Here is an 18,292-nt window from a genome sequence, read left to right as displayed (position 1 = left end):
AAAAACCGTTCAAATGCATTGCCGGAGGAGTGGGTTGTTGATTTCATGGCGTCGCGCGAGTGCTTTCGCGCTGGCCGCGGGATTGGTCATGTCGTTGTCCGCGATCCCTCCGGCGAAGGCCGCTCCTCAGCCCGCGCCGCCGGCCGCCCAGCAGGACCTGGCCGCGCCCGCGCGTCCTGCGGACCGACCGGCCGCGCTGGCGGAGGACCGGCGGGACGCGCTGCTGGGCGGCGGCTGGCGGCGGTCGGCGGACCTGGCCTGGACGACCTCCGGCGACGGTGACGGCCTCCACGTCCTGGTCGCCGGGGAGAGGGACGGCTACGCCTGGCGAACCGTGGCCACGCTGTCGGAGCCGGGCTTCGAGGCCGACCAGTGGATCGGCAACGCCTGCCTGACCGGCTCGGGGCGCAGGATCGTCGTGGTCTACGCGCCCAGGACGTTCACCAACAAGGAGAACCTGTCGGCGCGCGGGGGCTTCACCGCCGTGGTCGACCTGGAGACCGGGGCGGTCCGCAAGCTGGCCGCGCGGACCTCGCTGGCCTACTTCAATCCCGGCTGCGGAGCCGGGGAGAGCGCCGTACTCGCCCAGGAGGGCGTGGAGGACCAGGCGGCCACCCGCGGCAGGACCCGGCTGCTGCGGGTCGACGCCGCCGCCGGCCGTGTCGGCGCGGCGATCGAACTGAAGGGTCAGGTGACCTCACCCGTCCCGGTCGAGGGCGGGGTGGTGGCGGCCGACGGCAGGCGATTGGTCCTGGTACGCGACGGCGGCGAGCGGGTGCCGCTGCTGCGGACGCGCGACGTGCCCATGCGGCTCCGGGCCGACGCCGACGGCGGCGTGGTGTTCATGGACCACACCGCGGACGAGGCCGTCGTCCGCCACGCCGCGATCCCGAGCCGGCCGCGCCCGCTCAGGGCGTCGGAGGTGAAGGACCTGGGCAGGGGCCGGCTGGGCTCCGTCGGCATCGCCTCCGGCGCCGGCGGCCGGGTGTTCGTGACCGGAGAGCTCACCGGCGCCGCTCCCCTTCCCCCCACGGTGACCAGGCTCGCCGTACCCGCGAACGCGCAGCCCAGCACGTACGGCAGGGCCGCGCTGACCGCCGTGGACTGGGCGGGCGCCGCCGATCCCCGCGCCCCCGTGGCCGCGCCGGCGGCGGCCCGCCCGGTGAACGTCTCGATGCGGCTCACCGCCACCGGCCGGAACCTGGACCTCACCGCCGCCACCGACCGCGCGATGAGCGCCGAGGCCGGCTCGGGCCGCGCGCTCAGTCCCGCCCTCGCGCCGGACACCGGCACATCGCTCACGGCGGCTTCCACCGGGTCTCCCCACGATCCGGTGGAGGCCGAGCGGAGCTGCTCGGTGCCCCGCAACGACCCGGCCAGCCAGGCGTTGCAGCCCAAGCCGCGCCAGGTCGAATGGGCCGTCGACCAGGCCGTGCGCGGCGCGCTGCTGGACGACCACGGCATGGGCTCGCCGCAGACGCTGTTCCCCAGGCACGGGCTGGTCACCGGCGGTTTCATCCCGGCCCAGGTGATGCTGGGCGTGACCGCGCAGGAGTCCAACATGTGGCAGGCCAGCCGCCTGGTGGTGCCCGGGGAGAGCGGCAACCCGCTCATCGGCAACTTCTACGGACTGCAGATCTACAACGCCACCCCCTCCGACGACTGGGACGTGTGGTGGAGCGAGGCGGACTGCGGTTACGGCGTCACGCAGGTGACCGACGGGATGCGCCTGGCCGGCCGGGAGAAGGAGCACGAGACGGCGCTGCCGTACCGCGTGCAGCGGGCGGTCGCGCTGGACTTCAACGTCAACATCGCCGCCGGCGTTCGCATCCTGGAGGACAAGTGGAACGCCACCATGAACAACGGCATGAAGATCAACAACGGTGACCCGGCGAAGCTGGAGAACTGGTTCTTCGCCCTGTGGGCCTACAACAGCGGTTTCTACCCCGACACGGGCGGCGGCTTCTGGGGCGTCGGCTGGGCCAACAACCCGATCAACCCCCGCTACCCCGCCGACCGCGCGCCCTTCCTCGAGTCCGGTTACTCCGACGCCAAGGTGCCGCAGCAGTGGCCCTACCCCGAGAAGGTGCTGGGCTGGGCCGGCCACCCCCTCGAAGCGCTGGAGTCACCCGGCACGTACGTGGTGGGTTTCCGGCCCGCCTGGTGGAACGGCACCGACACCGGCTCCATCGTGAACCGGCGCAACGTCAAGCCGCCGCTCACACTGTTCTGCAACGACTCCAACGAGTGCCACCCGGGCGAGAGGTTCCCCAACGACCTCGGCGAGCCCGCCGGGCCGTGCGGCCGGGGCGACCTGCGCTGCTGGTTCCACCAGCCCGCGACCTGGAAGAGCGACTGCGGCTACAGCTGCGGCAACGAGGTTCTGCGCTTCGACCCCGGCTACCCCTACCAGGGCAACGGCACCGCCTACCCGCCCACGTGCGGCACGGGCGGACTGCCGCCCGGCTCCCTGGTGATCGACGACCTGCCCGGCGGCACACCGACGCCCCGCTGCGGCACCACCGGAGGAAGCCAGGGCACGTTCGGCCTCACCTTCGCCCAGGACGGCCAGGGCATGTACCCGTCGAAGATCGACCTGCACCAGATCGACGGCGGTTACGCGGGCCACTACTACTTCGGCCACACCCGGGACCCGGGACGCCCGTCGATGGCGGTCGAGGGCACCTGGACGCTCGGCAGGTCGATCAGCCAGCCCGCGCAGATCCTCGTCCACCTGCCGGACCACTACGGCTACACCCACGAGGCCACGTACGAGATCGAGACCGCGCACGGCGTGCGGAAACGCACCGTCTCCCAGCGCGTGGGCGGCAACCAGTGGAAATCGCTCGGCGCGTTCATGTTCGACGGCGTGCCCAGGATCAGGCTGAGCACGAAGGTCGGCGACGCGAGCGGGGACGAGACCGTCGTCTTCGACGCCGTCGCCGTCCGGCCCGTCCAGGGCACCTACGCCGAGCACACCGTCGAGGCCGTCGCGTTGTTCGACGAGGACCAGGACATCGACAGCGACACCCTCAGCACCTGGATGATGAACACGCCGCTCAAGAACCGCGACGCGCTCCACGACTGGGGGCTGAAGATCTCGGGCGACGTGGCGGCGCTGCCCACCTGCACCTCGAAACCCGATCGCGGCTGCGCCATGCCGAAGATCAAGGCGGCCATGCAGGAGTGGAACCAGCAGGTCAGAGAGGCGGGTACGTCCCCGGACCAGCATCCGCCGGGCAAGGGCATCACGAACTGGATCCACTTCTCCAACCCCTACGACGACCGGCCCACCGGCTCGTCCAAGCCGTCCTGGTTCGACACGGAGGACGACAGCTACAAGACCAGGGCGAAGGCCACCGTCTCCTTCGTCAGGACCGGCGACGGCCTGATCGTGGACGGCAGCCAGTACGCCGACTACGACGACCGCACCGGTAACACGGTCCTGCCGCGGTTCGTGATGAACACCATCCGGGCGTTGGAGGACGACTACGGGATCAGCCCTCCCGACCTGACCTACAGCACCGCGGACCTCAACGAGCACGACGGAAGGATCAGGACCGCCCGCCCCAACACCACCGGCGTCCTGCCGGGACGGGCCCTGCTGCCCGTACGCAAGGCGGCCGCGCTCGTGGACGGCGGCGCCTGCGTGGCGGCCGAGTCGGTCTCGGGCGGCATGATCGGCTACCGCCCGATGCTGGGCGCGTCGAACCCCTCCCTCGAAGCCGCCACCTGGCAGGTCAGGGTGTCCACCGACACCCGTCTCCCGGGTGAGGTCGCCCAGGTGGTCATCGAGATCAACAACGCCTTCTTCGCCGACGGCGGGGTCACCAAGCTGGACGGGTCGATCTTCAACAACGCGCCGCCGATCTGGCAGCAGCTCGACTTCAAGGTCTGCGCGGACGGCAGCGTGCGGCGGAACGGCGCCGCTCCGGTGCTGCGCTCCAGCTTCATGCCCGACCAGTACCTCTACCACAACGGCCAGGCCATCGACCTGGACGGAAACCGGTCGGGGAGCCGCTCGCCGGTCATGCGGGGGGACTTCAGGATGTTCAGCCGGCTGCCGCGCACCGGCGGCCTGCTGGACAGCCCGTACGGCGACTGCACCGGCTCCGGTCAGGTCGGCAACCCCTGGGGCCTGTCGGCGCCCGCCGGCGCGGGAGCCAACCCGGGCAGCGCCCACCTGTGCGAGTGACCGTCCGAATCGCCGGCGTGGCGCGCCGGGAGGTCCGCCTCCGGCGCGCCGTCGCCGACGACCCGGCGCCGGTCGACCGCCCAGCGCGCCACCTCGGCGGCGTGGCCGTGGTCGCCGTGCGCGGACAGCTGCGCGGCGATCTCCGCGAGGGTGCGGGCGGCCCGGCCGCTGTGGGGTATCTCCCGCGCCCTGGCGGCGGCCCGGCGCAGCGCGTGACGCGCCTTGTCCCGCTCGCCCACCATCAGGTGGCCGCGGGCCAGCCCCTGCAGCGCCGACACCTCGGCGCGCACGTCCCCGGTGGGCGCCAGCAGGCCGGCCGAGGCGGAGAGCGACCAGGTGGCCGCCGCGTGGTCGCACGCGTGCAGCTGCGCCATGCCCAGCCAGTAGTGCACGTAGCCCTCGACCGGCCCGCTGCCGACCCGGCCGGCGATTTCCAGGGCCCACCGCAGGACCTTGGCCGCCTGGGCCGTCGCGCCCAGCATGAGCTGGGTCTGCCCGGTCTGCAGCAGCACGTGCGCCTCCGCCAGATGGTCACCGGTGCCGCTGATCAGGTCACAGGCGGCACGGAAGTGCCGCAGCGTCGTGGGAAGGTCTCCGCGCCCGCGTTCCGCGATGCCCATGCCGATGCGGCACAACGCCTGCGCCCGCCCGTCTCCCAGCTCGGTCAGCTCCGCCATGGCCTCCGACAGACAGGAGAGCGCGTCCTCATAACGCCGCTGGTAGATGCGCAGCGCACCCAGGTGGCTGAGCACGATGGCCGCGCCGCGGCGGTTCCCCCCGTCCGTCGTGGCGGTCAGGGCGGCCTCGTGGGTGAGCTGCCAGTCGTCCAGGTGGCCGTAGGTGCCGAACAGCGTCGTCCCGGTGACGGCCAGATCCCAGCACGCCTCGTGGAAACCCTCGTCCGCCGCCTGCGTGATGACGGCGACGAGGTTGCCGCGCTCGGCTCCCCACCAGGCCCAGGGGTCGGCCAGCAGCCGATCGCGGTAGGCGGGCTCCAACGGCCAGCGGGGGAACTCGCCGTGGTTGAGCAGGAAGTTCGCCCCGTAGGCGGCCTCGTGGGCCTGGTCGGCCAGTGCCAGCCACGCGCCCAGCACCCGCGACAGGGCCGCCGCGCGCTCCCCCGGCGCGATCTGGGAGGCGGCCAGTTCCCTGCTGTAGAGGTGGATCAGGTCGTGGAAGCGGTAGCGCAGGGCGCCCATCCTGTCGCGGCCCGCGACCTGCAGAAGCTGGTTCTCCACGAGCAGTTCGACGTGCTCCTCGGCCTCGCGCACGGGCACGTCCAGCAACGGAGCGGCCAGCCAGGCGGCGAAGTCGGACACCCGCAACAGCCCCAGCAGGCGGAACAGCCGCCGGGTGCCCGGCGGAAGCGCCTGGTAGCTCAGGTTGAAGCTGGCGCGCACGTCGGTGGAACGGTACTCCAGCTCGGCGAGCCTGTTGCGCTCGTCGGCCAGCCGGTCGGCCAGGGTGGCGGCGGTCCAGTGGGGCTTGGCCGACAACCGGGTCGCGCAGATGCGCAGCGACAGCGGGTGGTGACCGCACAGGGCGGCGAGCCGGCGTACGGCCCGCCATGTCTCAGTCGTACGTTCCAGCTCGACGGCGGAGGTCAGCAACTCGACCGACTCCTCCTCGGTGAGCAGGCCCAGCTCCACGTGGTGCGCGCCCACCAGCCCCGACAGCCTCCTGCGGCTGGTCACCAGCACCGCGCAGGCGTGGCCGCCCGGCAGCAGCGGTTCCACCTGCGGCTCGGCGGCGGCATTGTCGAGCACCACCAGCATGCGGCGTCCGGCCAGCACACTGCGGTACATCGCCGCGCGTTCCTCGGCCCCGGCCGGGATGTCCTGTCCGGAAACGCCCACCGAGCGCAGGAAACGCAACAGCACCTCCTCCGGTTCGAGGGGCTCGGCCCCGGCGGCGTGCAGGTCCACGAAGAGCTGCCCGTCGGGAAAGCCGTGGCGCAGACTGTGGGCCAGGCGCAGCGCGAAGGCCGTCTTCCCGATCCCCGCCATGCCGGAGACGACGACCATCGCGGCCCTGTCACGGCTCCCGGACAACCGCAGCGCCTCGTGCGCCGCCGCGAGCCGTTCCTGCCTGCCCACGAAGCAGACCGGGTCCGGCGGCAACTGGCCGGGCAGGACGGCGACGGGCTCACGGACGGGCTCACGGACGGCCTCAGGCGCGGGTCCGCGGACAGCCTCGGGTACGGGCTCTCGAACGGCCTCGGGCTCCGGGTCTCCCTCCTGCCCCGGCACGTCACCGGTGAGGATGTGAGCATGCAGTCGTCGCAGCCCGGCACCGGGCCCGACGCCGATCTCGGTGTCCAGCAGACCACTGATCTGCGCGTACGCCTTCAACGCCTCGCTACGGCGTCCGCCGCGGTAGAGGGCGAGCATGAGCTGCTCCCACAGGCGTTCACGCAGCGGTTGCTCGGCCAGCAGGGCACGGTGACCGGTGACGACCTCCTCATAGGCGCCGGCGGCGAGCCGGAGATCGGCGCGCAGCTCCCGCAGTTGCAGACGTGCCTCCTCCAGCCTGGCGACCTCCGCCGAGATGGCCGGCGTCGCCGGGACGTCGCCGAAGGCGGGGCCGCGCCACAGACCCAGCGCCCGTTCCACCCGCTCCGCGAGGTCCTCACCGGTCCCCGCGCGGACGCTGGTCACCGCGTCGTCGAAGATTCGCATATCGAACGCGGCGGGGTCGGTCAGCCTCAGCTCGTACCCGGCCGACCGGCCCACCAGCGCTCCCGGCTCGGCCAGCGAACATCTGAGCCGCGAGACGAGCGACTGCAGGGTCTGCCGGGCGGAGACCGGCGGCTCTTCGCCCCACAACTCGTCGATCAACCGGTCGGCCGACACCACCTGGTTCGACCTGCTGAGCAGGAGGGCGAGAAGCGCACGCTGCTTGGGCGCGTTGACGGGGATCACCTTCTGACCGGCGAGTACCCGTAACGAACCGAGAACCTGGAACCTCAGCATCGTCTCCCTCTCCGGTGGAACACGGCCGTATGCCCTCCCCAATTGAAGAGGCTGCGCCGATAGCGATCAAGATCGCGTCCGGCGTCCGCCGGGCGGGGGTCGGAGGACCTTCGCCCTCGCGTGCGGCTCGTCTCCGGGGCGCGGCACGAGGCCGCGGACCGGCGGAAGGCTCATGAACCCTCGGGCAGGCATCCGGAGGCCGGGCACGAGGAACCCGTCCCACCAGCCGGACGGCGGCCCTAAACGACAGGATCTCCGAGGCCGGGGCATCACCATCTGTCGAGGGAACCGAGCAGCATCCAGGCGGGAACGCCGACGAAGAGGGCGCACACCACGATGTCGACGACCAGGGCGACCCCGGTGTCCATGCCGTAGGCCAGGACGCCCGTCGCCATCTGCACCGGCACGATGCTCATGAACGTCCAGACGAAGGCGCGCCAGAAGAGCATGAAGAACCCGTCCCACCAGCCGAACAGCAGCCCCCACAGCAGGATCCCGAGGCCGAAAAAGGCCAGGATCAGCCAGTTGCCGAGCGTTCCGCTCGCCTCCGGCGCGAACCGCGCCGTCTCGCCCGACGCGTCCACGCCGACGACCTGCCCGCGCCAGAGACGCAGCGTGGCCGGCTGTCCCTCCTTCGCCTTCTCGTAGAGGCCCGGCGACACGTCGCGGCTCTGCCGGGAGCCTCCGGCCCGCCGCCAGGTGACCTCGAAGTGGGTGGTCGTGTCCGTACTCGTGGTGCCGTCGCCGTTGGTGCGCGTCGTCGTCGTGGTGTAGGTGCGCCGGCCGACGATGGAGACCGGCTCCCTGGCGAAACAGGCGCCGCCCCTCTCCTCGCACGCCACGACCTCGCGGAACTCCCGGGTCTGCCGGTACGGCCCGCCGGCCGCGGAGAGCGCCGCCACGACCACCCCCAGCCCCAGCAGGACCACGAGCCATCGCGCGGGAGAACGTCCGGGCGACGAGACGCGAGCCGACGGTCGTCTGTAGCGACGGAACCTCATGTGCGATCCCCATGGTCGTCATTCACGGATGGTGTCCGATCCCGCTCTCCAGGGTGCTCTCTCACGACTCGCGGCGGGGCGATTCGGGAAAGGAAGCCGCCCGGCGAGCGGTGAGTTCGCATCATTCACCCTCAGCCCACCTTTATCGAGTTAAGGTGAAAAATCCGAAATAAAGGGATGAGCGGGAGGGCCGATGGCGTCCGGAACGGGGCCCCTGTCACCGGACTTCACCGGAATCGACCCCGAGCTGATGGAGGGCTTCGTCACCGCGCTGGAACGCGGCCGGGACGTCATCGGCGAGCAGACCGAACGGATCCACCGGCTCCTCGCCACGGCGCAGGTACCCGCCGCCGGCCTCCAGCCGATCAGGGAGATCCAGGGCTGGGTCGGCGACGAGCTCCCGAAGCTGCGCGAACGCCTGCGGACGATCAACCAGGATCTCCCCATGCTCGGAGCGGCGTCCCCTCTCCTCGGGCAGGTCATGCCGACGGCCGCCGGTTCGTCCGCGGACCCGTTCGGCTGGGGGCTGCTGCCGTACGACGAGAAGACGGGGAAGTCCCCAGCGGGCAGCGCGAAGAAGGGCACCGACCTCGCCTTCGAGCTCAGCCGCCTTCCCCCCTCCTCCCTCGGCCTGCCCAGCGACGACTACGACCGGATCCTCGGCAGGCTCGCCGACGGAAAGAAGGACCCCTACCTCACCGCCGCGTTCTTCCGGGTCATCGGCACCGAAGGCATGCGCGGCATGATCCTGCGCCTGGGAAGGTACGACAAGGAAGCGGCCGAGAAACACCGGAAGACCATCGGCGACGCTCTGGGCACGGCGATCGGGGCCCAGCCGCGCCTCCTGGGCAAGGCGTGGGAGGCGAGCACGCTCAAGAAGGCACCGATCGCCGAACTCGCACCCCTGCTCCGGTACGGCACGTTCCCCACGGCGTGGCTCGCCGGGATAGCCCGCGACAGGGTGGGAAACCCGGCCGAACCCGGCGACGGCAGCCGCCCCCGGCGCTGGAAGACCGACCTCGTCCCGCTGCTGCCGGCCCTGGCCAACAACCCGGAGGCGGCCAGGGAACTGTTCAACGACATGCCGCGACAGGATCTCCGGGACCTGTTCACCGAACTCAACCGGACGGAGACCTCGCTACCCAGCAGGCGGCCCTGGAGCCTGGACTTCGAGGTCGGCGCGGAGTTCGGCCGGATGCTCGCCGCCGGAGGCGGAGCCTACGACAGGGGCCCGCACAGCCCCGAGGCCGCGAAGTTCGCCTTCAACGTCATGACCATCATGGGAGACCTCAGGGACGCCGACAGCACCAAGGACACCCCCGGCACGCCGATGGAGGTCACCCCCGGAGCCAGGCCCTTCATGTCGCTGCTGGCCGGCGAGTACGCCGCCGAGATCACCGAGGGCGCGAACATCGGTGACGCCAACATGACCCAGCCCAGCGCGCTGACGTCCACGAGATCGGACTTCGGCCAGATGTCAGCGTTCACGCTGAGTCCCAAGGACACCTACCGCTTCCTGAAGACCTTCGCCGACTCCCCGGAGAACCTCAAGCCGTTCGAGGCGGGAATGGGGTGGTTCGCCCGCAAGGTGATCCGCGAGGCGTCGATGAGGACCCGGGAGACCGGGGACGTGGACCACCTGGACCGGGCGTTCACGGCGCTGGGCAACGTGCGCGGCTTCGAACTGGCCGCCGTCGAGAAGGTCCAGGGCGACCTCGACACGATCGACAAGCAGCGGAAGGACACGCTGGGGTTCATCCGTGACACGGCCATCGGGGTGACGAGCATCTTCGCCGCGCCCAACCTGGCCGCGGACTTCGCCTGGCTGGCCCTGAGCACCACGTTCTCCGCCGACGACGCCTTCGGCGACGAAGACGAGACCCGGATGGAGAAGGCCGACAAGCAGGACGCCGTCGACACCCTCGGCCGCCAGCACACCTACGCGCAGATCCTGATGGCGAACGGCTTCACACCGAAGGTGACACCGGGCGACTATCAGTCGGAGTGCCCGCCGGGGGTGGCGATCGCGGACGGGAACGGAAGGCTGCGGCCGTTCGAGGACCTGATGAAGCAGGGGAACAGGGGGCTGGAGGCGTTCGAGAGATGGGCCGTTGTCAACGGTATGGGAAGCGATGACAGGACTGCTCTTGGGACGTTGTCCAACGACACGGCGAGCTGGTTCGAGGGCGGTAACAAGCGAGGCAGGGAGCGTGGCCTGGTGTTCGACAGCTAGCTCATGAGGTCGGAAGGCACTGCGTTTCCCCTCTGACCGCGTACTGCCCCTTGCCCGGTGATTCTAGGACCAGCACGGTTTTGTATTTTTCATTGGCGAGCCGGATGGGGGCGTTACCACGGTCTTCGATGATGCGGTACGACGCGACTCCAGAAAGTGTGCCCACTAGGAGGTTATTGAGACTGTCCGCCTTTCGGTCAGAATCGGGATCCCTACCGGTAGCTGCGAAGGTCCGCTTGGCCTTGCCCTCCCCGCAGGGAATATTGCGTCCGCCAGAATCGGTGATTCGGACATCCAGAGCGTAACGTTTCTTCATCAACTCCGTGATGTGACTCTTGAGCGTCTCCCCCGCCTCCGCCGCCGTAGGCCCGCTCTCCCCGCACCCCGAAACCGTCACCAGCACCGTCACCGCGCACACCGCGACGCCGCGCCGTACAGAAAACGCCATTGATTCCTCCGGGGCTGGCCGATGTGCCGTAGATCCAATAATGTCCAATGAGGCCGCCGCCGTGTCCACGATCCACAAAGGGGATGTATGAATCCTCAAACCGGGGATCTGGTGCCCAACCCGCGGCGCCAGGTGCTGGAGCAGGCGCTGACCGAGGTCAGGGCGCGGGTCGCCATCCTGGAGGCGGCACTCGATCCGGCGCACGGGCAGTTCACCGGGCAGCCCGTGTGGGTGGGGCCGACGGCCCGGCGGTTCGCCGAGGACCTCACCGCCCGCCGGGTACGGCTCCGCCAGGCGGCCAGGGCGCTCCTCGAAGCACTCGAGGACGAGCTCCGTTCCGTCCCGGAGAAGGTCCCGCCCTCAGCTCTGCGGCACTGACGACCCATCAGACCGGAGTCCCCCGGTGTGCGGCGAGGAAGAGCAACGTTCCGGCGGCTGAACCTTTTCGACCGCCATGACGATCATGTCGCTGTATGGAGCGCATCCGATGTTCTTCGAGCGCTGCGCTCGCTTCCTCTTCGCGGCTGGAGCCGCGTAAGGGACCAGCCCATTCACGGTCAGCCGCCATACGCCGGAGCGCCGCTGGCTGGCTTCACTACACATTCCTGACAGATTGCGGGCGATCAACTCCTTACGCTCCTCGATCCTCGACTCGCCGGGCAGAAGGAATACCGCGACCCTGGCCCTGAGATACGCCTCGTATTCGTGCGGGCGCTCAAAGATACGGATGTCACACGCGATCACCAACCAGCCTCGCTGCCCGACCAGAGGCAACCAGCGCTCATCGGGAGCACCGAGCGCCTCATCACGCGAGCCGAACAGTTCCGCGGGAGTGTGAACCGGATAGCCCAGCCCGGCCAGCAGCTTACGGACGCTGCGACTGACGCTGTTCTCGTCGAGGTAGAACTCAGGCGGCGTGGCCCAGGAGGATGCGGGTGGCGGTCCTGACGTCGTCGAGGGTGACTCCGAGCTCATCGGCAATCACCTCTGGCTCCTCTCCGGCCTTCATCATCGCCGCCACCTCGGAGACCCGCGTGCGCGTCTCCGCGAACATCGGCTGCCCGAACGCCCGGAGCGGATCGATCACCACGTTCGACGGAAGACAGCTCCGCAGCCGCAGGCTCGCCGGGAACCCGTCCTCCGCGCGGACCACATAGTCCAGGTAGTCGGTGACGATCTCCCTGATGACGTGCTGACCCGTCCGAGCCTCGATGAGCCCCGCACCGGCCTTCGTACGCGAGAAGTCCCACAGCACGTCGATGCCATCCGTCGCCAGCTCGGGGGCGAGCAGGACGTACTCGTGACCGAACTCCCGCTGAAGTCGCTGAAGCGCGGGCCTGATCCTGTTCGGCTTCACGCCGGCCCGTTTGAGGGCATCCAGCACATACGCCTCGGCCATGGCGACGAACGGCACCGTCGCCTGCCGCGAGCCCCCGGAAGGAAGAATGTGCAGAAGCGGACGCCCTCGCTCGTAACCTCGGGCCCAGCGGTTGAAGGTCCGTTGCCGAATGTCGAGGAAGCGAGCGGCGTCGCTCTGGTTCAGCAGGCCTGTTCGAGTCCTGACGTCGTCCATGTCGCGCGCCTCCTCTCATCACTGTGCCTGTTGTCATCATCGCCGATCGGCCCATCATCGGACAGGGCGCCTCGCCATGGGACACGTGGAGACGAGAGGGAGGTGGAAGGACACTCGCCGTCCGGCCGCCGCGGACCCACGGCCCCGTGTGGGTCGCGAACGAGGCTTGCCAGGGGATCGTACTCGGCTTCACTCCTGGCAGGCGGCTGTTTCTCGCGAGGGCCGATCAGGAAAGCCCCGCCGCTCGTCTGATCTCACCGGAAGATGGCTGTAATGGCCCGGCCGAGACGGCATCGCATCCTGCTCCACTTCGACGGCCCGTCGTGGACGTACGAGAAGGCGCCCTGGGAGAACAACGACCCTGAGGTCATCGACATGGCCCGGGTCCCCGGGAGCGGCCGGTTGACCGCGGTCGGCGGGAACCCCTCCTTCGACGAGGACAGCGCCGGGTGGATCTGGATGAGGCACTGACCGGCCGTTCCGGACGGAGACGGCCCCGGCCGCAGGAGCTCACTCGGGGAGCAGCGGTCGCATGAAGGTGCGTTCGTAGCGGAGCACGCACCCGCTCTCGTCCCTGATCCGGTCCGCCTCGACGAAGTCGGGGTGGACGCCGAAGAGACCCCGGTACTCCTCGTACGCGGCGAGACTGGGGAAGCTGAACAGGGCGAGGGCCTTGTCGCTGGCGCCCTCCGACGGCAGGAAGTAGCCGTGGTGGGTCCCACCGTGGAGATTGACCAGCTCGATCCAGCGGCGACCGAAACGCTCGAACGCGTCGATCTTCCGGGGGTCGATGACGTACTCGACGACACAGGTGATCATAAGACCATTTCTATCCTGCGCGACGGCCCGCCTCGGCGGCACGCGGAGCGGAACAGGCCGAAACCGACACCGTCGAAGGAGGAGGCCGTCCGTCACCGAGGACGAAAAAGGAAGGGAGGTCGAACACTCCCTTCCACTTTCAACTTATAGCTCAGCGGGGGGCTTGCGGCAAGACCCGGGTCATGCCGCAGAATCTCCGTCCGAAGCCATGACCCGCGGAAACAGGGCCCACCGAGTACGTGTGCTCCTGCCGGCCTCCGGGTCACGCGGCATGCCGGACCGGCGGTGGAACCGACGCCGCGGTCGCGGGGCTCCGGTGCGCGTACCTCCGGACCGTGCGGAGCGACTGGCTGAGATGCGACTTCGAATGGGGGATTTCGTGATCGATGTGATCATCGCCGGCGGTGGACCGACCGGTCTGATGCTGGCCGCCGAGTTGCGGCTGCACGGTGTACGCGTGGTCGTGGTGGAGAAGGAGCCGGAACCGGCGAAGTACGTCCGCGCGCTCGGTCTCCATGTGCGCAGCATCGAGGTGATGGACCAGCGCGGCCTGCTGGAGCGGTTCCTCGCGCACGGCAAGCAGTTCAGGATCGGCGGCTACTTCGCCGGGATCACCAAAGAGTGGCCGGATGGGCTGGACACCGCGCACTCGTACATCCTCGGCATCCCGCAGCCCGTCACCGAACGCCTGCTGACCGAGCGCGCCGCCGAGGTCGGCGTCGAGATCCGGCGCGGCTGCGAGCTGGTCGGGCTGAGCCAGGACGAGGACGGGGTGACCGCCGAACTGGCCGACGGCACGCGGCTGCGCTCGCGCTACCTCGTCGGCTGCGACGGCGGCCGCAGCACGGTGCGCAGACTGCTCGGCGTCGGCTTCCCCGGCGAGCCCTCCGAGAATGAGACGCTGCTGGGCGAGATGGAGCTGACCGAGGACCCGGAGACCATCGCCGCCGTCACGGCGGAGGTCCGCAGGACCCAGCTGCGGTTCGGCGCCGGATTCCTCAAGGACAGCGGGGTGTACCGCGTCATCGTGCCCGCCGAGAAGGTGGCCGAGGACCGTACGGTCCCGCCGACCCTGGAGGAGTTCAAGCGGCAGCTGCGGGCCTTCGCCGGCACCGACTTCGGCGCGCACTCGCCGCGCTGGCTCTCCCGGTTCGGCGACGCCACCCGGCTGGCCGAGCGCTACCGGGTCGGCCGGGTGCTGCTGGCCGGCGACGCGGCGCACGTCCACCCCCCGATGGGCGGGCAGGGGCTCAACCTCGGCATCCAGGACGCGTTCAACCTCGGCTGGAAACTGGCCGCCCAGGTCAACGGCTGGGCGCCGGAAGACCTGCTGGACAGCTACCACGCCGAACGGCACCCGGTCGCCGCCGACGTGCTGGAGAACACCCGCGCGCAGGCCGTACTGATGTCCACCGAGCCGGGGCCCCAGGCACTGCGCCGGCTGCTGTCGGAGCTGATGGACTTCGAGGAGGTGAACCGGCGCATGATCGAGAAGATCACCGCGATCGGGGTCCGCTACGACTTCGGCGAGGGCCACGAGCTGCTCGGCCGCCGGCTGCGGGACGTGGAGCTGAAGCAAGGGCGTCTCTACGAGCTGATGCGCGGCGGCCGCGGACTGCTGCTCGACCGCACCGGCCGGCTCTCGGTCGCCGGGTGGGCGGACCGGGTCGACCACGTCATCGACGACGGTGAGGAGCCGGACGTGCCCGCGGCGCTGCTGCGACCGGACGGGCACGTGGCGTGGGTCGGCGAGGACCAGGAGGAGCTGTCCGCCCGGCTGTCCAGGTGGTTCGGCGCACCCGTCGGGTGAGACCGGGCACTTCCTGGACGGCCCGCACTCCGGCCTCGCCTGATCTCCTTGCGGTCCGCCAAGGAGATCAGGAGCCGGAGGGCCTGTCGTAGATCTTCACCGTCCACGGCTCGCCCTGCCGACGGCCGACCACGGCCGCGAGCCGCTCCGGCTTCACCTGGACCACGTCCTGGACGAACCTGCCGTCACAGGTGCCCCGCTTACGATCGGCCTTCTCACAGGCGGCGTACGGATCGCCCGTCGGGACATCGGGGTTGGGCGTGCCGTCATCCTTCCACGGCCCCTCGGCGATCGGCGCGTCGGACGGGAAAACCCAGATCTTCAGGGTCTGCGGTCCATCAAGCCACCCCGGCGCGACCGACAGCCGATCGTGCTGGGAGTCGGGACCGTCCTTCGATCCGCTGCAGCGCCCGAAGTCGGCCTGCCCCGTACCCGCGTGCTGGACCACCACCCACGCGTCCCGGTCGGCGCACCGAACGGAGTAACCGGTTTCGACACTGGTCGGCCGGTAGACCACCGTCACCGGCGCGCTCATGGTCCGATGGGTCTCGGAGTGGATCACGGACAGCGTCTCCCCGTTCATTCCCTTCACCGTCCCGGACGGTCCGGCGCTGGTCGTCGTCCGCGTCGAGGATCCCGAGGCCGGGCCGGCCTTGTTCCCGTTCAGGCCGGGCAGGAGGGCTCCGCCGGCGCTGACGATCGCCATGGCGGCCCCCGCCGCCACCACGCCGACCGCCGCCCTACGGCGCAGCCGCGCTCTGTGTCCCCGCCGTACGATCGTCTCCAGGCTCGGAGGCCGCACAGGACCGCTCCGGCTGTGCTCGGCGTACACCGTCCGCAGATCGTTCTCGGTATACCGGGTCATCTGGTCGCCCCTTCCATCTCCGAGTTGTGCAGCGCCGGGTCCACCCGCAACCGCGCCAGCGCCCTGCTGAGCTGCTTCTTCACCGTTCCGAGCGAGCATCCGAGGACATCGGCGACCTGCTGGTGCGACAGATCGCCGAAGTAGTGCAGGACGAGCACCGCGCGCTGCCTGCCGGGCAGTGTCCCGGTCGCCGCCCACAGGGCCTCCCGGTCGGTCACCGCCTTGGCGATGTCCCGCTCCGCGGGGCCCTCCGGCATCTCCCCCGTGGGCACTTCGCCCCGCCAGCGCCGCCGCCACCAGGAGGCGTGCGTGTTGACGATGATCCGGTACACGTACCGGTCGGGGTCGTCCTCGATCCTGTGCCACACCCTCCACGCCTTGACCAGCGCGGTCTGCACCAGGTCCTCCGCGGTCGCCCAGTCCCGGGTTGGCAGGTACGCGGTACGGCACAATCGCTCGTGGCTGTGCCCGGCGTATTCGGTGAACCGATCCACCATCCTGTCCTTTCGTATGAACCGCCCTCACCGGGAACTACAGCCTGGAAGGGCGATTCGGGTGACAGGCCACGAGACCCCGTCCGATGAGAGGTCAGGCCACCCAGATCAGCACCCGTACGTTTTGAACAGAATTCACCAGGTATCGCCGATTTCGCGCAGCGTCGCGGGCACCGTTCCCCTCTTTTCTTGCCGTTCCTCGCCGGCACGAGGCCGACTCGATCGAAATGTCAAAACGTGGTCAGGCCAGGGCGGGCGAAGGTAACGTCAGGCACCTTGAGGGCTTCCGGATGGAGTGTTGAGAACTTCCGCCGTCGGGAGACCTCGGCCCCTACCGGGTCACCGCCGCGCGCACCGCTCGCACCTCCGACTACGAAGAGCCACTTCAGGAGCCGATGATGGATGACGACATTCAGCTGTTCAGCGACGGTGACGGCGTGGCGGTCATCGGAAGCCAGACGGCCGTCGAACGCTTCCTCGCCTCCGTGGGGTTGCCGTCGAAGGACCTCGGACTGCCGAGGCTCCGATCCGTCCTCGGTACCGTGGCCGGAGCCGCGCAGGCGGGTTCCGGGATCGCCGCCGAAGCGGGCCGCTGGGTGAAGCTGACCGAGCAGTCCGCACGGGCTTTCAAGAAACACCCGCTGATGAAGGGGTCGAATCCGGATTTCAGCCGTGCCGTGTTGATGGAGAACGGCAAGATCAAGGGGCTCCTCGAACTGGTGAAGACGCCCCAGGCGCGTCTGACCAACCCGGCGGTTCTGTCCAATGTCGCGGTGCTCATGGCACAGCTCGCCATACAGCAGGCCATGGACGAGGTCACCGACTATCTCGCCGTGATCGACCAGAAAATCGACGATGTGCTTCGCGCCCAGAAGGACGCGGTGCTGGCGGACATGATCGGAGCGGGCTTCGTCATCGAGGAGGCCATGACCGTCCGGGAGCAGGTGGGCGGGGTCTCCGAGGTCACATGGTCGAAGGTGCAGGCCACGGCGATGACGATCGCGCGGACCCAGGCGTACGCGTTGCGCCGGCTCGACGCGCTCGCCGAGAAGCTGGAGCGCAAGGCCAGGATCAGTGACCTCGCCAAGGCGTCCAAGGACGCGGAGTCCACGGTTCAGGAATGGCTCGCCGTTCTGGCTCGCTGCCTCCAACTGCAGGACGCGATCGCCGTACTCGAACTCGACCGCGTGCTGGAGGCGTCTCCGGACGAGCTGGACCGGCACCGCCTCGCGCTTCGGACCGCCCGGCGGAACCGGATGGAACTCATCTCACAGAGCACCGAGCGTCTGATGGAACGCATCGTCGCGGTCGTCGGCACGGCCAACATGAAGGTGCTGCTGCACCCGACCACGTCCCCGGCGGTGGTGCGTTCGAGCAACCATGTCGCGGTCGCCGTCGTCGACTTCCACGAGCGGCTCGGGATCGAGCAGGGCCGGCACTCATTGGACGCGAAACGGTGGGTGGACGCGGCCGTGGAGGTGAGGGACCAGGTGCTGGAGACGGGAGCGGAGGGCGTCAACGCCGCCAGGCGCCTCGGCAACGAGACCTTCGACCGCGCCAGATCGGTGACGGGCAGACTCGGCAACGAGACCCTCGACCGGGCGAGATCGGTGACGGGCAGGCTCTCCGGCGGGATCACCGAGCGGGTGCTCCGCCGGCGCGGGGACGGCGAGGAACACGCCGAGGAGAGCTGAGCCGCCGACGATACGGGCCCCACCGCCATCGTCGACGATCTCGACCGCCCCGCCCACTGATCCCGTACGGCTCGGCCGCGTCCGGCTCGCGGAGAAACCTGGGGCGCGTCGAGCACCTGACGCTCCGGAAACGCGACTCCACTCGACCCGGAGCAGACCAGCGGACAGGGCACCGACGTGTTGGTAGT

Annotated in this window: 14 protein-coding genes; 6 read left to right on the top strand and 8 right to left on the bottom strand. The window is 69.8% G+C overall.

What is annotated here, in order from left to right:
* The first annotated feature begins 88 nt into the window (after positions 1–88).
* The gene (locus ACZ6W9_RS16645) at positions 89–4,195 is read left to right on the top strand and encodes a golvesin C-terminal-like domain-containing protein (RefSeq protein WP_389960213.1); all 4,107 of its coding nucleotides are present in this window, start codon (positions 89–91) and stop codon (positions 4,193–4,195) included.
* Here the strand turns inward: ACZ6W9_RS16645 and ACZ6W9_RS16640 are convergent.
* Positions 4,117–7,167 carry an AfsR/SARP family transcriptional regulator gene (locus ACZ6W9_RS16640; RefSeq protein ID WP_470118465.1) on the bottom strand — a complete coding sequence of 1,017 codons (3,051 nt, stop codon included), beginning with the start codon at positions 7,165–7,167 and terminating at the stop codon, positions 4,117–4,119. The two genes, ACZ6W9_RS16645 and ACZ6W9_RS16640, sit on opposite strands and share 79 nt — an antisense overlap.
* A gap of 269 nt (positions 7,168–7,436) precedes the next feature.
* Positions 7,437–8,096 (bottom strand): hypothetical protein, encoded by a 660-nt coding sequence (locus tag ACZ6W9_RS16635; protein ID WP_470118463.1) that lies wholly within the window; start codon positions 8,094–8,096, stop codon positions 7,437–7,439.
* A gap of 265 nt (positions 8,097–8,361) precedes the next feature.
* Here ACZ6W9_RS16635 and ACZ6W9_RS16630 point away from each other — a divergent pair, with 265 nt between their 5' ends.
* Positions 8,362–10,401 carry a hypothetical protein gene (locus ACZ6W9_RS16630; RefSeq protein ID WP_470118461.1) on the top strand — a complete coding sequence of 680 codons (2,040 nt, stop codon included), beginning with the start codon at positions 8,362–8,364 and terminating at the stop codon, positions 10,399–10,401.
* Between the two features lies 1 nt (position 10,402).
* On the opposite strand, the gene ACZ6W9_RS16625 is transcribed toward ACZ6W9_RS16630, so the two are convergent.
* A complete protein-coding gene (locus tag ACZ6W9_RS16625; RefSeq protein WP_470118459.1) occupies positions 10,403–10,849 on the bottom strand; it encodes a hypothetical protein in 447 nt (148 codons plus the stop codon).
* 87 nt (positions 10,850–10,936) lie between these two features.
* On the opposite strand from ACZ6W9_RS16625, the gene ACZ6W9_RS16620 reads away from it, so the two are divergent.
* Positions 10,937–11,227, top strand: coding sequence for a hypothetical protein (locus ACZ6W9_RS16620; protein WP_389960203.1), 291 nt, complete (start codon positions 10,937–10,939; stop codon positions 11,225–11,227).
* Here the strand turns inward: ACZ6W9_RS16620 and ACZ6W9_RS16615 are convergent.
* Positions 11,210–11,824, bottom strand: coding sequence for a PIN-like domain-containing protein (locus ACZ6W9_RS16615; RefSeq protein ID WP_362932275.1), 615 nt, complete (start codon positions 11,822–11,824; stop codon positions 11,210–11,212). The genes ACZ6W9_RS16620 and ACZ6W9_RS16615 overlap by 18 nt on opposite strands.
* On the bottom strand, positions 11,757–12,422 hold the full coding sequence (locus ACZ6W9_RS16610) for a DUF433 domain-containing protein (RefSeq protein WP_362932277.1): 666 nt from the start codon (positions 12,420–12,422) through the stop codon (positions 11,757–11,759). Before ACZ6W9_RS16610 ends, ACZ6W9_RS16615 begins: the two co-directional genes overlap by 68 nt.
* 273 nt (positions 12,423–12,695) lie before the next feature.
* Between ACZ6W9_RS16610 and ACZ6W9_RS16605 the strand changes: the two genes are divergently transcribed.
* Positions 12,696–12,893, top strand: coding sequence for a hypothetical protein (locus ACZ6W9_RS16605; protein WP_389960198.1), 198 nt, complete (start codon positions 12,696–12,698; stop codon positions 12,891–12,893).
* A 39-nt stretch (positions 12,894–12,932) separates the two neighbouring features.
* Here the strand turns inward: ACZ6W9_RS16605 and ACZ6W9_RS16600 are convergent, their stop codons facing one another.
* A complete protein-coding gene (locus ACZ6W9_RS16600) occupies positions 12,933–13,241 on the bottom strand; it encodes an NIPSNAP family protein (protein WP_179824508.1) in 309 nt (102 codons plus the stop codon).
* 379 nt (positions 13,242–13,620) lie between these two features.
* Here ACZ6W9_RS16600 and rox point away from each other — a divergent pair, with 379 nt between their 5' ends.
* Positions 13,621–15,051: a rifampin monooxygenase gene (gene rox, locus ACZ6W9_RS16595; protein WP_470118456.1), complete on the top strand. Its 1,431-nt coding sequence runs from the start codon at positions 13,621–13,623 to the stop codon at positions 15,049–15,051.
* Positions 15,052–15,118: 67 nt separating this feature from the next.
* Here rox and ACZ6W9_RS16590 read toward each other — a convergent pair whose 3' ends face one another.
* Together ACZ6W9_RS16590 and ACZ6W9_RS16585 are read right to left on the bottom strand one after the other, a co-directional pair.
* Positions 15,119–15,916 carry a hypothetical protein gene (locus ACZ6W9_RS16590; protein ID WP_470118454.1) on the bottom strand — a complete coding sequence of 266 codons (798 nt, stop codon included), beginning with the start codon at positions 15,914–15,916 and terminating at the stop codon, positions 15,119–15,121.
* Complete coding sequence (locus ACZ6W9_RS16585; RefSeq protein WP_470118452.1) at positions 15,913–16,413, bottom strand: SigE family RNA polymerase sigma factor; 501 nt, start codon at positions 16,411–16,413, stop codon at positions 15,913–15,915. Before ACZ6W9_RS16585 ends, ACZ6W9_RS16590 begins: the two co-directional genes overlap by 4 nt.
* 395 nt (positions 16,414–16,808) lie before the next feature.
* Here ACZ6W9_RS16585 and ACZ6W9_RS16580 point away from each other — a divergent pair, with 395 nt between their 5' ends.
* Complete coding sequence (locus ACZ6W9_RS16580; protein WP_470118450.1) at positions 16,809–18,104, top strand: hypothetical protein; 1,296 nt, start codon at positions 16,809–16,811, stop codon at positions 18,102–18,104.
* Positions 18,105–18,292: the final 188 nt, after the last annotated feature.

The sequence above is a fragment of the Streptosporangium sp. NPDC053982 genome (assembly GCF_055585205.1).
This window is presented reverse-complemented; position numbering and strand designations above follow the sequence as displayed.